Genomic DNA, 14,204 nt, shown 5'->3' with positions numbered 1-14,204 from the left:
GGGGATTAACCATACACAGCGGGCCGGGGAAGCACAAGCCCCGTCAATCGCCCCCCTTGGCGCCTTCCCACAGCCGCTCCAGAGCTTCGCTGTCGAGTTCGGACAGGGACGATTCCGCCGCTGTCGCGGCCGTTTCCATGCGCCGGAAGCGGCCTTCGAATTTGCTGGATGAGCGCCGCAGGGCGGCTTCGGCGTCTACCCCCAGCTTGCGCGCCAGGTTGACACAGGTGAACAGGAGGTCGCCGACCTCCTCCTCCACCGCGGCGCTGTCGCCGGCAACGATGGCCTGGCGCAGCTCAGTCACCTCCTCATCCAGTTTGTCGAATACCGGGTCGGCGGCCGGCCAGTCGAACCCCACCCGCGTCGCCCGCTTCTGCAGCTTCTGCGCCCGGGGCAGCGCCGGCAGGGCTACCGGTACATCGTCCAGCAGACCGTGCTGGGAGCGCTCGTGGCGCTCCTGCTGCTTGATAGCTTCCCAGCTGTCCTTGACCTGGGCGACGGCAATACGCTCCCCCACGACACCTTCGATCTCGCCGTCGGCGAACACGTGAGGATGGCGGCGAACCAGTTTTTCCACCAGGGTATCGACCACTTCGGAGAAGCTGAAGAAACCGCGTTCACGGCCCAACTGGGTGTAAAAAATCACCTGGAACAGGACGTCGCCAAGCTCCTCGGCCACATGGGGGAAATCGTCATGCTCAATGGCTTCGGCCAGCTCGTAACATTCCTCCAGGGTCGAGGGAACAATGCTGCGAAAGTCCTGCTTCAGGTCCCAGGGACAGCCGTGCTCCGGGTCGCGCAGACGTTCCATGACCCGCAACAGGTCCGCTATGCTGTACTGTTCCCGGGTCATTTCCCCTTCCTATTCCGATAACCTCGAAGCTGAAACGACGTTACTGAGGCGGTTGATGCGCTCCAGCAGGCGCGACAGGGCTCCGAGGTTGGGCACCTCCACCCGCAGCCGCATGGTCGCCGTATGGCGCTGCTTGTTGGTGGAGGTGTTAATAGACAATACGTTGATCCGGGCGTTGGCGAACAGGCCGGTAATATCCCGCAGCAGGCCCTGGCGGTCGTAGGCCTCGATGGCCACGTCGACCTCGTAGTTTTCCTGCTCCGACTCGCCCCAGTCGACTTCGATAATACGCGCGGGGGAGGATTCCTCCAGGTGCACCAGCCGCGCGCAGTCGCTGCGGTGAATACTGACCCCCCGTCCCTGGGTGATGAAGCCGGTGATGGTGTCTCCCGGCAGGGGCTTGCAGCAGCCCGCCATGTGGGTGAGCAGATTACCCACGCCACGCACATGCACCCGGCTGCCGGAGACCTTGCGGCTGCCGCTGCGGCCGATTTCCAGCCGCGGTTCGCTGATCTTCTCTACCAGGCCCTGGGCAGCGTTAAGCACCTGGGCCGAGGACAGGTCCCCCGCACCCACGGCGGCGTACATGTCTTCCACCGTGCTCATCTGGACCTTGGCGGCGATGCGTTTGTAATCCAGGCTGGTAAGCGCCATGCGCTTGAAATCCCGCTCCAGCAGGTGGCGTCCGGCGTCGATGTTCTCTTCCCGGGCCTGGGCCTTGAACCAGTGCTGTACCTTGGCGCGGGCTCGGGAGGTACGCAGGTAACCGAGCCCTGGTTGCAGCCAGTCGCGCTTGGGCCGGCCCTCCTTGCTGGTGAGAATTTCCACCCGCTCACCGGTCTGCAGGCAGTACGTCAGTGGCACGATCGAGCCGTTGACCTTGGCACCGCGGCAGCAGTGTCCCACCTCGGTGTGGACGTGGTAGGCAAAATCCAGCGGTGTGGCGCCCTGGGCGAGGTTGACCACGTCGCCCTCGGGGGTAAACACGTAAACCCTGTCCTGGGCCACATCGAAGCTGAACTGCTCGGCCACCCCGTGGGTGTCGCCGGTCTCCTCGTGCCAGTCCAGTACCTGGCGCAGCCAGGCGATTTTTTCTTCGTAGGTGCTGGCCATCCCCGACTCGCCGTCGGAGCCCTTGTAGCGCCAGTGGGCACACACCCCCAGCTCTGCTTCCTCGTGCATCTGGCGGGTGCGAATCTGCACTTCCAGGATCTTGCCCTCAGGGCCGATCACGGCAGTGTGCAGGGAGCGATAGCCGTTCTCCTTGGGGTTGGCGATGTAGTCGTCGAACTCGTTGGGGATGTTGCGCCAGAGGCCGTGCACCAGGCCGAGGGTGGCGTAGCAATCCTTGATCTCCGGTACCAGTATCCGCACCGCCCGGATGTCATAGACCTGGGAAAAACCGATGCCCTTGCGCTGCATTTTCCGCCAGATGCTGTAGATGTGCTTGGCGCGTCCGGTGATCTCGAACTCCAGCCCCGCATTGCCCAGTACCCGGGTCAGTTCCTCACGCACGCGCTGGATAAAGCGGTCCCGCTCCATCCGCTTGCCGTCCAGCAGGCTGGCGATCTTGCGGTAGGCATCGCGGTGGATGTAGCGGAAAGAGAGGTCCTCGAGTTCCCATTTCAGATGGCCGATACCAAGGCGGTGGGCCAGCGGCGCGTAAACGTCGAACACCTCCTGGGCAATGGGCCGGCGCCGGGCGCTGTCATTTTTCACTGCGCGAATCGCACAGGTACGTTCCGCCAGCTTGATCAGCGCCACCCGCACATCGTCCACCATGGAGATGAGCATTTTGCGGATGTTGTCTTTCTGGCCGTGGGCCTGGCCCAGCACCGGGCTCTCGGTGGGGTTCTTCAGCTCGGAGATGGCCGCCATCCGCAGCACCCCCAGCAGCATGGTGCCCACCTCTTCGCCAAACCGCTCGGACACTTCTTCCAGCGACAGGCGATCCTCCCGCACTGCCCGGTACAACAGGCCCGCCAGCAGGCAGTCCACCCCGACGTGCAGTTCCGCGAGGATCTGGGTGATATCGAGACCGGCGGTAAAAGTATTGGACTCACTGGCCCAGTCGGGCACGTCATTGCCGGGGCGTTCGGCCGCGCCCTGGGCGAGATTGAGGCCCTCCAGCAAACGGGCCTGCTCCTGCTCATCGAAAGTGACCGGCAGCTGTGCCAGCCAGCGGTCGAGATCGACCTCGCCCGCTTCGCTCAGATGGGATTGTTCCCTGACCCGAACCATGCTCAGTCGCCGGAGAACACGCCGGTGGACAGGTAGCGGTCGCCCCGGTCACAGATGATCGCCACGATCACCGCATTTTCCACCTCCTGCGACAGGCGCAGCGCACCGGCGATGGCGCCGCCGGATGAAACGCCGCAGAAAATGCCCTCGCGGGCGGCCAGCGCGCGCATGGTCTCCTCCGACTCCTGCTGGGAAATATCCAGTACCCGGTCGACCCGGGCGGCGTCGTAGATTTTCGGCAGGTAGGCCTCCGGCCAGCGGCGGATACCCGGAATGCTCGAACCGTCCTGGGGTTGCAGGCCGATGATCTGGATGTCGGGATTCATCTCCTTGAGGTAGGCAGAACAGCCCATGATGGTGCCGGTGGTGCCCATGGAGCTGACAAAGTGGGTAATGCTACCGCCGGTCTGCTGCCAGATCTCGGGACCGGTACCCTTGTAGTGAGCCAGGGGATTGTCGGGATTGCCAAACTGGTCCAGCACCCTGCCCTCTCCCCGGGCCTGCATCTCAAGGGCCAGGTCACGGGCGCCTTCCATGCCCTCTTCCTGGGTTACCTCTACCAGGGTCGCACCGTAGGCCGACATGGCCTGTTTGCGCTCATCGCTCATATGCGAAGGCATGATCAGGGTCAGGCGGTAGCCGCGAATGGCGGCGGCCATGGCCAGGGCGATACCGGTATTGCCGCTGGTGGCCTCAATCAGGCTGTCACCGGGGCGGATGTCACCGCGGGCCTCGGCCTCGGCAATCATGCTGAGGGCCGGGCGGTCCTTTACCGAGCCGGCGGGATTGGTGCCTTCCAGTTTCGCGAGTAGGGTATTACTGGTGTCGCCCGGCAGGCGCTGCAATCGCACCAACGGGGTATTGCCGATGCAGGATTCAATGGTTGGATATTGGGACATAACTCACTACCGCCACGATCAGCGCAGAGTATATCGGCTTTGACGGCGGCTGGCAGTCCCCTTTGGCGATGCCCGCGCTCAGACCAGGGCGGCAAAGGCGACCACGTAGTGGCGCTCGTCCGCCAGGCTCAACAGCACCCGGCTGGCACCGCGCGCCGCCAGCGCGGCCGCGGCGCCGCCTTCCAGGTGCACCAGCGGCGCGCCGTTGTCGTCGTGCAGTACCTCCATATCCTGCCAGCTGACCCCGCGACCGATGCCGGTTCCCAGGGCCTTGGCGATGGCCTCCTTGGCGGCGAAACGCTTGGCCAGCAGGCGCAGCCCCTGCTTGCTGGCGCGATAATCCGCGAGTTCAGCGGGGCGCAGGATGCGGGCGGCGAAACGCTCGCCCAGCCGCGATACCGTGCCCTCGATGCGCTGAATTTCCAGAATATCGGTTCCGACTGCAATCACGAATTCACCTCATCACCCTGATTGTCACTCCCCTGTCGATACTGGCGGAACAGTTCCCGGGTATGCAGGGGACGCCCGCCCAGGTGCTCCGCAATCACTGCCCGCAACAGGCGCTTGGCGGTCAGCGAGACCGGACCGCCCAGCTCTCCCCGGCTGATCGCCAGCAGGTCGGCGCCGGGAAACAGCGACCCCGGGGCGCTGGACCCGGGCTGGCACTGGACCAGCCCAAGGCCCTCACTGTAGCGATACCAGCCCCCGTCTCGCACCGATTCACCGCTGTGGGCGTCGGCGGTAGGGTCGAAGCCATAACCGAGTTCCTCCAGCAATTGCAGTTCGAACTGGCGCAGTACCCCCTCGGACTGGGCAGCTGCGGCGAGCTGCTGGAGGGTCTCGCCGTAGCCCGCGAACAGGGTGGGATGGGGATCGTGCCGATGCAGCAGGCGCAGCAGCAGTTCATTCAGGTAAAGACCACTGAACAGGCGCTCGCCGCCCAGCCTGACTCCCGGCGCCGCGCTCTCCGCGGCGGTCAGGGTCTGCAATTCGCTGCGCCCGGTGAATGAGATCAGCAGGGGCCGAAAGGGCTGCAGGGTCGCACGCAGGCTGCCACCACGGGCCCGCCGGTGCACGCCGCGACCGACCAGGCTGATACGGCCATGCTCGGCGGTGAACATTTCCAGAAGCTGACTGCTGTCGCGGTAGGGTCGCGCATGCAGGAGGTAGGCCGGCTGCAGGTTGACGCGCACGGGCGGGTAATCAGCGGTCGTCGTAGCCCAGGCTGCGCAGGGCCCGCTCGTCGTCCGACCAGCCGGATTTCACCTTGACCCAGAGCCGCAGCATGACCTTGCTGTCGAACAGCTGCTCCATGTCACGACGAGCCTCGGTGCCAATACTGCGCAGGCGGGAACCGCCCTCCCCGATCAGGATTTTCTTCTGCCCCTTGCGCTCCACGAGAATCAGGGCAGAGATATGCAGGGTCTCGCCCTCCTGGGCAAACTCCTCGATTTCGACGGTAACCGAATAAGGCAGTTCGTCGCCCAGCTGGCGCATGATTTTCTCGCGCACCATCTCCGCTGCCAGGAAGCGCTGGCTACGGTCGGTGATCTGCTCTTCCGGAAAGAAATGCACGGACTCCGGCAACAGCTTCAGCACCTCGGTTTCCAGCGCGTCGAGATTGGTCTGGCGCAGGGCCGACAGGGGGATGACGGCGGCGAACGCGCCCTTGTCCGACAGCTCCTGCAAGCGCGGCAGCAGCACTGACTTGTCCTGCAGCAAATCGACTTTGTTCACCGCCAGGATGGTGGGCCGACCGGCACGTTGCACCTGCTGCAGAACCATTTCGTCCTCGTCGGTCCAGGCGGTGCGGTCGACCACGAACACCACTACATCCACGTCCTGGATGGCGGAACTGGCGGCGCGGTTCATGAAGCGGTTGATGGCTTTCGGCTCGGACTGGTGCAGCCCCGGCGTGTCGACAAAAATGATCTGGTTGCCGCCCTCGGTCTTGATCCCCAGCACCTGGTGCCGGGTGGTCTGGGGCTTGCGCGAGGTGATGCTTATCTTCTGTCCCAGCAGGTAGTTGAGCAGAGTGGACTTGCCGACGTTGGGGCGGCCGACGATGGCTACATAGCCGCAACGTCCGGTAATTTCAGGCACGGGCATTCAACCTCTCGAGTGCGGTGGCCGCGGCGGCCTGCTCGGCCTTGCGGCGGCTGCTGCCCTCACCCTGCACGGACAGCCTCGGGCGCTGCAGGCGGCAGCTCACTTCAAAATGTTGCTGGTGGTCCTCGCCCTCGACATTCAGCAACTCGTAGACCGGCAGTGGATTCCCGCGCCCCTGCAGGAATTCCTGCAGGCGGGTCTTCGCATCCTTGCCGGCGTCACCCTGGTCCAGGTCCGCCAGGCGGGATTCAAAGTGCTCGAGAAGGAAACGGCGGCAGGTGTCCACGTCGCTATCCAGAAGGATGGCGCCGGCGACTGCCTCGAAGGCGTCAGCCAGGATGGACCCGCGGCGGTGGCCGCCACTCTTGCGCTCGCCGGCACCGAGTTTGAGGCACTCGCCAAACTCCAGTTCCTTCGCCACCCGGGCCAGGGTATCCCCCTTGACCAGGGAAGCGCGCATGCGGCTCATCTCGCCTTCCCTCACTTCGGGAAAACGGTGATACAGGGCTTCGGCGATGACATGGTTGACGATGGAGTCCCCGAGGAACTCCAGGCGCTCGTTATTCCTGTTGCCGGCGCTGCGGTGCGTCAGGGCCAGTTGCAGCAGTTCCCTGTCCCGGAACTGGTAACCGAGACGTTTTTCCAGACGAGCGAGTTTATCCACGGTACCTCATGGGTTCGAGAGCAGCGGCTCGGGATGGCCGGCCTCGTACTTGAGATCGTCAAACTTGAGCACGGCGTCGATCCGCCACATGATCGGAATACGCGCCTCGTAACTGGAGTCGATATAGGTTTTACCGTCCTTGCGGAATACCTCGACATCCTGGGGCTTCAGGGCGTAGATCTGGTTGGTGTTAAGCAGGTTGGCGATGTGCCGGCGAATGTCTGCGATGTTGTCCTTCTCCGGTTCAAATTCCTTGGAGACCTTGCCCATGATCTCCTTCACGGACAGGTATTCGAAATAGCTGGGGCCCAGCTTGAGAATACACATGACAAAAAAGCCGAGCATGATGGCGATGCAGAGCATCCCCAGCAGTGACATCCCTGACTGACGCTGGCGCAGATTCATTCTTATCTTCCCCTGTGATTGGCCGATGTGCCTATCTTATAGCAGCTATTCTATCGCGCCTACACGACTGAAACTGGGAATACTGAACAAGGAGTCCCAGTGCATCCAGATGCCGAAGGCTTTGCCCACGATATCTTTCTCGGGTACCTGGCCCCAGACCCGGCTGTCGCTGGAGTTGTCGCGGTTGTCACCCATCATGAAATAGTGGCCCGGCTTCACCAGCACGGAAAAATCCCGCGAGGGCCGCATCGGGTCGACCTGCACCAGGTGGTTGGCATCGCCCAGCTGTTCCAGGGCAACGGCGTGGCGACCGCTGCCATCGGGCAGTTCCGCCAGCGGATCCCAGGACAGGGGCTCGCCGTTCACCGACAAGCGCTTGTTGCGGTAGGTCACCGTGTCCCCCGGCAGACCGATCACCCGCTTGATGTAGTAGGTATCGTTCATATGGGGCGGGAAAAACACCATCACATCGCCGCGCTGGGGTTCATTCAGGTCCAGCACCTTGGTCCGCGCCACGGGCAGGCGAATACCGTAGGTGAACTTGTTGACCAGGATGTAATCCCCCACCTGCAGGGTCGGCACCATGGAGGATGACGGGATCTGGAAGGGCTCCACCAGAAAGGAGCGCAGCACAAAGACCACGAACAGCACCGGGAAAAATGACCGCGCGTATTCCACCACCATCGGCTCGCTGGCCCTGGCCTTGGCCTGGGCGGCGAACTGGGCGGCCTGGGGACTGCCCTCTTCCTCGCGTGCGGGATACTGCTGCTCCAGCGTCGCCAGCACCCGGCGCCGGTTCGGCGCGAGGAACAGCGAATCGGCCAACCAGATCAGTCCACTACCAAAAACAAGAATGACGAGTATCAGGGGAAAATCTATCGACATGCCGTATCCCGGGGCTCGTTTAGCCGTCTACTTTCAGTACGGCGAGGAATGCAGACTGGGGTATTTCCACCCGGCCCACCTGTTTCATGCGTTTCTTGCCCGCCTTCTGTTTCTCCAGCAGTTTGCGCTTGCGGGTCACGTCACCACCATAACACTTGGCGGTCACGTTTTTGCGCAGTGCCTTGACCGTCTGGCGCGCCACGACCTTGCCACCTACGGCGGCCTGAATGGCCACATCGAACATCTGCCGGGGAATCAGTTCCTTCATTTTTTCGGTTAGCGCGCGACCCCGGTACTGCACCTGGTCGCGGTGCACAATGATCGCCAGGGCGTCGACGCGCTCACCGTTGATCAATACGTCGAGGCGCGACAGCGGCGCCGCCTCGAAGCGCTGGAAGCTGTAATCCAGGGAGGCGTAGCCGCGGCTGACGGATTTCAATCGGTCGAAGAAATCCAGCACCACCTCGGCCATCGGAATGTCATAGGTCAGCGAGACCTGGCTGCCCAGGAACTGCATATCGACCTGCTCGCCGCGCTTTTCCACGCACAGGGTGATCACGTTGCCGAGGTAGTCCTGGGGCACCAGGATGTTGCAGCGGGCGATGGGCTCACGCATTTCCTCGATGTCACCGACATCCGGCAGGGCCGAGGGGTTGTCGACCTGGATAACGTCACCGCCCTTCCTCACCACCTCGTAGATAACGGTGGGAGCCGTGGTGATCAGGTCCAGGTCGTACTCGCGCTCGAGCCGCTCCTGGATGATCTCCATGTGCAGCATGCCGAGGAAGCCGCAGCGGAAACCGAAGCCCAGGGCGTCGGAGGTTTCCGGCTCGTAGAACAGGGAGGCGTCGTTCAGGGTCAGCTTGGCCAGGGCGTCGCGGAAGTCCTCGTAGTCGTCTGAGGAAATGGTAAAAATACCCGCGTAAACCTGCGGCTTGACCTTCTGGAAGCCCGGCAGCGCCGGCACGTCGGTCTGGTTGGCAGGCACCAGGGTGTCGCCCACGGGGGCACCGTGGATGTCCTTGATCCCCGCCACCACAAAACCCACCTCGCCGGCACGCAGTTCACCGGTTTCGATGCGCTTCGGGGTAAAAATGCCAATACTGTCCACCTGGTGGGTCTTGCCGGTGGACTTGGTCACGAACTTGTCGCGCTTCTTCAGCACGCCCTGCTTAACGCGTACCAGCGACACCACGCCGAGGTAATTGTCGAACCAGCTGTCGATGATCAGCGCCTGCAAGGGGGCGTTGCGGTCCCCTTCCGGCGGCGGAATCTTGTGTACCAGGTACTCCAGCGCGTCCTCGATGCCAAGACCGGTCTTGGCGCTCACCGGGCAGGCGTCGGTGGCATCGATGCCGATGATTTCCTCGATCTCGACCTTGACCTTGTCCGGGTCGGCCTGGGGCAGGTCCATCTTGTTGAGGATGGGCAGCACTTCCAGGCCCTGCTCGATAGCGGTGTAGCAGTTGGCCACCGACTGGGCCTCGACACCCTGGCCGGCATCCACCACCAGCAGCGCGCCCTCACAGGCCGACAGCGAGCGGGACACCTCGTAGGAGAAGTCCACGTGCCCCGGGGTATCGATGAAGTTCAGCTGGTAGGTCTCGCCGTCGCGGGCGGTGTAGTCCAGAGTGACACTCTGGGCCTTGATGGTAATGCCGCGCTCGCGCTCGATATCCATGGAATCGAGCACCTGCTCGGCCATTTCACGGTCGGAGAGGCCGCCGCAATGCTGGATAAAACGGTCGGCGAGCGTGGACTTTCCATGATCGATGTGGGCGATGATGGAAAAATTGCGGATGTGCTTGAGGTCACTCACTCGGCAAAGCTCGGTTGGGCAGCGCCCGGCGGTGGGCCGGGCGGCGAAAAAGACGCGAGATTGTACCCTAACGCAACCGGCTCCGCTATCGGGCACCGGCCGCATCCTCTACCCATGAACCGCCCGCTCAGTCGTCCTTGAGCTTGAGGCCGATAAAGATCGGGGCGCCGCGGCGCAGCAGGCGCAGGGGCACCGATGTTCCGGGTTTCAGCTTGCTCACGGCCCGTTCGAAAGCGTCGATATTGGTCACTGGCGTCGAGCCTACCAGGGTGATCACATCCCCGGGCACCACACCGGCCTCGGCGGCGGGAGAGTCGGCGGCAACCTTGCGCACCACCACACCGCCACTGAGACCCCAGCGCTCGAGGGCTTCCGGGCTGGCGTCCTCCACCAGCACACCGAGGCGGTCACCCTCGGCCTCGCCACCGCGCCCCGGGGTCAGGGCATAGCTGTCGTCCGCGTCCAGCCCGCCGACTTTCACCTTCAGGCTGCGACGCTTCTGCTCGCGAACAATTTCCACCGGTACAGTGGTACCGGGTGCGATCAGGCCAACCACATGGGGCAGATCGGAAGAGGACTCGATGGGCTTGCCGTTAAACCGCAGGATGACATCGCCGGACTGCAGGCCGCCCTTGTCGGCGGGGCCGTCCTCGGCCACCTGGGAGACCAGGGCACCCATCGGGCGCTCGAGGCCGAAGGATTCCGCCAGGGTCCGGTCCACGTCCTGGATGGTCACGCCCAGCCAGCCGCGGGTCACCCGGCCATTTTCCTTGAGCTGCTCCACCACGTTGTGGACAACGCTGACCGGGATCGCGAAGGACAGGCCAATGGAGCCGCCACTGCGGGTAAATATCTGGGAATTGACCCCCACCACCTCGCCATCCAGGTTGAACAGGGGACCACCGGAGTTGCCCGGGTTGATCGCCACGTCGGTCTGGATGAAGGGCACGTAGTTCTCGCCCTGCTCGGTGGGCAGGCTGCGGCCCTTGGCGCTGACGATGCCGGCCGTCACCGAGTAGTCCAGGCCAAAGGGAGAGCCGATGGCCAGCACCCACTCGCCCACATCGAGATCGCCATCAGCGGCCAGCGGCAGCATGGGCAGGTCGTCGTCTTCGATCCGCAACAGGGCGAGATCGGAGCGGGGGTCGGTACCCACCACCTCGGCGTCGTACTCGCGGCGGTCGTTCAGGCGCACCAGTACGCTACTGGCCCCTTCCACCACATGGTTATTGGTCACGATGTAGCCGTCATCGGAAATGATGAAACCCGAGCCCATCGCCATGGAGGGACGCTGGCCTCCGGGGGGATTACCGCGAAACTCGAAAAAGCGGCGCAGGTACTCGGGAATTTCCTCCTGGCCCTGCAGCTGCTGCCCCCCGCCGGCACTGTGTTCGACGATGATCTTCACCACAGCCGGTGAGTTCTTGGCCACAATCTCGCGGAAATCCGGGAGTTCCGCGGCGCGTGCGGGCAGGGTTGCCAGCAGAGTGAACAGGGTCAGCATCAGGGCGGCTGACAGTCGGCAGGTCAGTACTTTCATGCTTCCAGACTTCCTTGCGTAGGTGATCGGAACGGTTGGCAACAAGCGTGCAACAGAGGTGGGGACGATTCAGGTGACTTCAATCGCCGCGACGTGAGCCGCGGGAGCGTTGTGCCTGGCCACCAGCGTGGGCTGCATATCCGGGTCGTCTGCGTGCTGGCGGGCATGCAGGCGCACGGCCATGAACCCCAGTGCAAAACCGGCCGCTGCACCGCCCGGGCCGGCCAGGTCGGGAGACCCGGGCCACAGTGCGGAGGCGATAAGGGCACCGGCCAGCATGGCCAGTAACGGTAACAGGTAGACAATCAGTGAGCCGCGCAGCAGCACCGACTCCGGCAGCGCGAAATCGACGGTATCGCCCACCCGGCACTGCCCCGGGTCCAGTTCACCGGCCAGCACCCGGATGTAGTGCCGGCGGCCACTACCGAGGCGGTTGAGCAGGCCGTGACCGCAACCTTTCTGGGCACTGCAGGTGCCGCAGGTGCTCTTGCGCAGGGTTTCGACCCATACCGCATCGGCCTCAACCGCCACGACCTCGCCGCTTTCCAGCAGCATGTTACTGCGTCCAGCGCACGGAATCGGCGACCATGCGTGCGGTGTTGACCGGCACTTCGCCGATCACCGTCACCAGCACCGGCTGGCCGTCGAGGCTCAGGCCGCGGGTATAGGACAGGGTACTGCCCTCCCGGGCGATGCCCTCTCCCGAGCGGATCTCCCGGGACAGGGGCTCAAGGAAGACCGAGAAAGCCGCCAGGCCGTCGGTATAGGTGCGGCGGCCGTTGGACTCGGACCGGGAATCGGTGACGACAAAGCCCCGGGGGAGCCAGCCAACGGCCCAGGCACCGCTGACATCGGCCGTGCTCATGGCGCTGTCGGGCAGCGGGTGACTGGCCTCGTGGACCACCTCCACATCGGCGCTGGAGGGCATCGGGCTGCCGTAGGACAGGTCGGCAAACTGGAAGCGCTCGAGCACCAGGTCGCCGCGCCCCAGGGTACTGGATTTGAGCAACAACCCGGTCTCGCTGTCGAGCTCCATCAGGTAGCCGTAGCGGTACATATCGAGCGGTTCCACCAGAATGCGTACGGCCTGCCGCCCGGCGATGCGTTCGCCCTTGGACACTTCAAAACGGTAATATTCCGCAACTCCGCACTCTCCCGCTCCCAGGTTTGACCCCAGCTGCAGCAGGCGGTGACCGGTGTGGACACAGTCCAGGGGATGACTCTCGCGCACGATCTGTGCGCCCTGGCCGGTGAGTTTGGTCAACTGCTCGGAACTGTTGTCGCCGTTGACCGAATGGGATATCTGCATCACCTGCATGTCTTCACCCCGCTGCAGGGTGACTACGCCGTGATAGGCCGTCTGGTGGCTGCTGCGGGACATGCGGTCCAGCCACTGCAACGCCTCCGGATCGGCACCGGGGCAGCTTGCAGCGAGGGTAAGGGCAGGCAGGGAGGTTGCCGCGGCGAGTAACCAGCGGCAGAGGCGCCGGGCCTGGGTGGTCAGCATGAATCCTGGGCGCGGAATCTGCACAACCGGGTTACTCGGTGATACGTTCGACGCGGGCGAAAGGCAGCATGCCCTGGGGCGTGTTCAGGGCCGCCTGCTCGGCGTGCTCCTGGGCAAAGCGCTGCAGGCGCTGGCGCGCCAGTTCACTGTAGGCTGTGCGGGTCGCGGGCTGCAGGACCGGAGGCGCCTGGGTGCCGTAGCTGGCGCGCACCGAGGTGGCACCGAGGCTGTTGACCAGGCCCACCGGAGAAACACCGGCGGCAACACTGGATTCGCTGCCGGCGGCTGCGGGGTCAAGCCCCGCCAGTTGCTGGCCGCCGAGCACCACGGTGGTGGCCACTGAGGCCGCTACCGCGAAGCCGGCTACCGGCCGCAGCAGGGACTGCCAGCGCCGCTGATTGGCGGCGGGCACGCTATTGAGCTCGTCGCGAACCCGGGCGGAAATATCGATGGTGAGATCAGGGAAGGCCTGACCGCTGTGGACAGTCTGCACCGCGTGGTAGCGGACCCAGGTTTCACGCAGCTCGGAATCTTCACCGATCTGCCTGAGCACCCGCTCCAGCTCCAACTCGTCCGCTTCTCCGTCCATCAGGGCCGAGAGGGACTCACGCATTCTATCACTCATTTAATGTCTTCCTCCGCGCCGCCGCACGAATTGTGTTACCTGTATGAATGGCCTTTCATCAGCCATCGCCGTCAACCTGTTGTTTGACCTGTCGGTCAATTGCCTCCCTGGCGCGAAAGATCCGTGAACGCACCGTTCCTACCGGGCACGCCATGATCTCCGCAATATCCTCATAACTGAGACCATCAAATTCACGTAAAGTTACCGCAGTTCGCAAATCATCTGGCAATTCGCTGATTGCCCGTTCGACCACGGCCTTGAGCTCCGCTCCGAAGAGCGCGGATTCCGGCGATTCGATATCGCGCAGGGCGCCGCCACCCTCGTAGTACTCGGCGTCCTCGACCTCCACATCAGAGCCCGGGGGGCGCCGGGAGCGTGACACCAGGTAGTTCTTGGCCGTGTTGATGGCAATTCGGTACAGCCAGGTATAAAACGCACTGTCGCCGCGAAAATTGGGCAGTGCGCGATACGCCTTGATGAATGCCTCCTGGGCAACATCCTGCACCTCATCGGAATCGTGGACATAGCGACTCACCAGACCAAGGATCTTGTGCTGATATTTCAGCACCAGCATGTCGAAGGCGCGGGAATCGCCCTTCTTCACCTTGGCAACGAGCTGCTTGTCCGTTACTTCGGCAGTCACGTCCTGTCCCCCTC

15 protein-coding genes are annotated in these 14,204 nt (G+C 63.6%); all 15 read right to left on the bottom strand.

Annotated features, from left to right (window positions below):
• Positions 1-43: 43 nt before the first annotated feature.
• The 15 genes from mazG to rpoE all read right to left on the bottom strand — a co-directional run bounded on the left by mazG (position 44) and on the right by rpoE (position 14,190).
• Complete coding sequence (gene mazG, locus FV139_RS06435) at positions 44-853, bottom strand: nucleoside triphosphate pyrophosphohydrolase (RefSeq protein WP_148067430.1); 810 nt, start codon at positions 851-853, stop codon at positions 44-46.
• 9 nt (positions 854-862) lie between these two features.
• Positions 863-3,094, bottom strand: a complete 2,232-nt coding sequence (gene relA, locus FV139_RS06430; RefSeq protein ID WP_148067429.1) for a GTP diphosphokinase — start codon at positions 3,092-3,094, stop codon at positions 863-865.
• Positions 3,095-3,096: 2 nt separating this feature from the next.
• The gene (gene cysM / locus FV139_RS06425; RefSeq protein ID WP_148067428.1) at positions 3,097-3,993 is read right to left on the bottom strand and encodes a cysteine synthase CysM; all 897 of its coding nucleotides are present in this window, start codon (positions 3,991-3,993) and stop codon (positions 3,097-3,099) included.
• A gap of 78 nt (positions 3,994-4,071) precedes the next feature.
• Positions 4,072-4,443, bottom strand: coding sequence for a holo-ACP synthase (gene acpS, locus FV139_RS06420; protein ID WP_148067427.1), 372 nt, complete (start codon positions 4,441-4,443; stop codon positions 4,072-4,074).
• Positions 4,440-5,186, bottom strand: coding sequence for a DNA repair protein RecO (recO, locus tag FV139_RS06415; RefSeq protein WP_213004038.1), 747 nt, complete (start codon positions 5,184-5,186; stop codon positions 4,440-4,442). Before recO ends, acpS begins: the two co-directional genes overlap by 4 nt.
• 10 nt (positions 5,187-5,196) lie before the next feature.
• Positions 5,197-6,102, bottom strand: coding sequence for a GTPase Era (gene era, locus FV139_RS06410; RefSeq protein ID WP_148067426.1), 906 nt, complete (start codon positions 6,100-6,102; stop codon positions 5,197-5,199).
• Entirely contained in the window at positions 6,089-6,766 is a 678-nt protein-coding gene (rnc, locus tag FV139_RS06405; RefSeq protein WP_148067425.1) for a ribonuclease III, read from the bottom strand. Before rnc ends, era begins: the two co-directional genes overlap by 14 nt.
• Before the next feature lie 6 nt (positions 6,767-6,772).
• Positions 6,773-7,171, bottom strand: coding sequence for a DUF4845 domain-containing protein (locus tag FV139_RS06400; protein ID WP_148067424.1), 399 nt, complete (start codon positions 7,169-7,171; stop codon positions 6,773-6,775).
• A 45-nt stretch (positions 7,172-7,216) separates the two neighbouring features.
• The gene (lepB, locus tag FV139_RS06395) at positions 7,217-8,056 is read right to left on the bottom strand and encodes a signal peptidase I (RefSeq protein WP_148067423.1); all 840 of its coding nucleotides are present in this window, start codon (positions 8,054-8,056) and stop codon (positions 7,217-7,219) included.
• Positions 8,057-8,075: 19 nt separating this feature from the next.
• A complete protein-coding gene (gene lepA, locus FV139_RS06390; protein WP_148067422.1) occupies positions 8,076-9,875 on the bottom strand; it encodes a translation elongation factor 4 in 1,800 nt (599 codons plus the stop codon).
• Between the two features lie 127 nt (positions 9,876-10,002).
• Positions 10,003-11,415: a DegQ family serine endoprotease gene (locus tag FV139_RS06385; RefSeq protein ID WP_235898567.1), complete on the bottom strand. Its 1,413-nt coding sequence runs from the start codon at positions 11,413-11,415 to the stop codon at positions 10,003-10,005.
• Positions 11,416-11,484: 69 nt separating this feature from the next.
• Positions 11,485-11,970, bottom strand: coding sequence for a SoxR reducing system RseC family protein (locus FV139_RS06380; RefSeq protein ID WP_148067421.1), 486 nt, complete (start codon positions 11,968-11,970; stop codon positions 11,485-11,487).
• A 1-nt stretch (position 11,971) separates the two neighbouring features.
• A complete protein-coding gene (locus FV139_RS06375) occupies positions 11,972-12,922 on the bottom strand; it encodes a MucB/RseB C-terminal domain-containing protein (protein ID WP_148067420.1) in 951 nt (316 codons plus the stop codon).
• 31 nt (positions 12,923-12,953) lie between these two features.
• Positions 12,954-13,547 (bottom strand): sigma-E factor negative regulatory protein, encoded by a 594-nt coding sequence (locus FV139_RS06370; protein ID WP_148067419.1) that lies wholly within the window; start codon positions 13,545-13,547, stop codon positions 12,954-12,956.
• Positions 13,548-13,605: 58 nt separating this feature from the next.
• Complete coding sequence (gene rpoE / locus FV139_RS06365) at positions 13,606-14,190, bottom strand: RNA polymerase sigma factor RpoE (protein ID WP_187276428.1); 585 nt, start codon at positions 14,188-14,190, stop codon at positions 13,606-13,608.
• Between the last annotated feature and the right edge of the window lie 14 nt (positions 14,191-14,204).

Source organism: Parahaliea maris, from assembly GCF_008064665.1.
GTDB lineage: Bacteria > Pseudomonadota > Gammaproteobacteria > Pseudomonadales > Halieaceae > Parahaliea > Parahaliea maris.
This window is presented reverse-complemented; position numbering and strand designations above follow the sequence as displayed.

Coding starts and splice junctions, on each gene's coding strand:
- era (WP_148067426.1), bottom strand. CDS start 6,102: ATGCCCGTGCCTGAAATTACCGGACGTTGCGGCTATGTAGCCATCGTC.
- FV139_RS06385 (WP_235898567.1), bottom strand. CDS start 11,415: ATGAAAGTACTGACCTGCCGACTGTCAGCCGCCCTGATGCTGACCCTG.
- lepB (WP_148067423.1), bottom strand. CDS start 8,056: ATGTCGATAGATTTTCCCCTGATACTCGTCATTCTTGTTTTTGGTAGT.
- FV139_RS06380 (WP_148067421.1), bottom strand. CDS start 11,970: ATGCTGCTGGAAAGCGGCGAGGTCGTGGCGGTTGAGGCCGATGCGGTA.
- cysM (WP_148067428.1), bottom strand. CDS start 3,993: ATGTCCCAATATCCAACCATTGAATCCTGCATCGGCAATACCCCGTTG.
- relA (WP_148067429.1), bottom strand. CDS start 3,094: ATGGTTCGGGTCAGGGAACAATCCCATCTGAGCGAAGCGGGCGAGGTC.
- FV139_RS06370 (WP_148067419.1), bottom strand. CDS start 13,547: ATGAGTGATAGAATGCGTGAGTCCCTCTCGGCCCTGATGGACGGAGAA.
- mazG (WP_148067430.1), bottom strand. CDS start 853: ATGACCCGGGAACAGTACAGCATAGCGGACCTGTTGCGGGTCATGGAA.
- FV139_RS06375 (WP_148067420.1), bottom strand. CDS start 12,922: ATGCTGACCACCCAGGCCCGGCGCCTCTGCCGCTGGTTACTCGCCGCG.
- FV139_RS06400 (WP_148067424.1), bottom strand. CDS start 7,171: ATGAATCTGCGCCAGCGTCAGTCAGGGATGTCACTGCTGGGGATGCTC.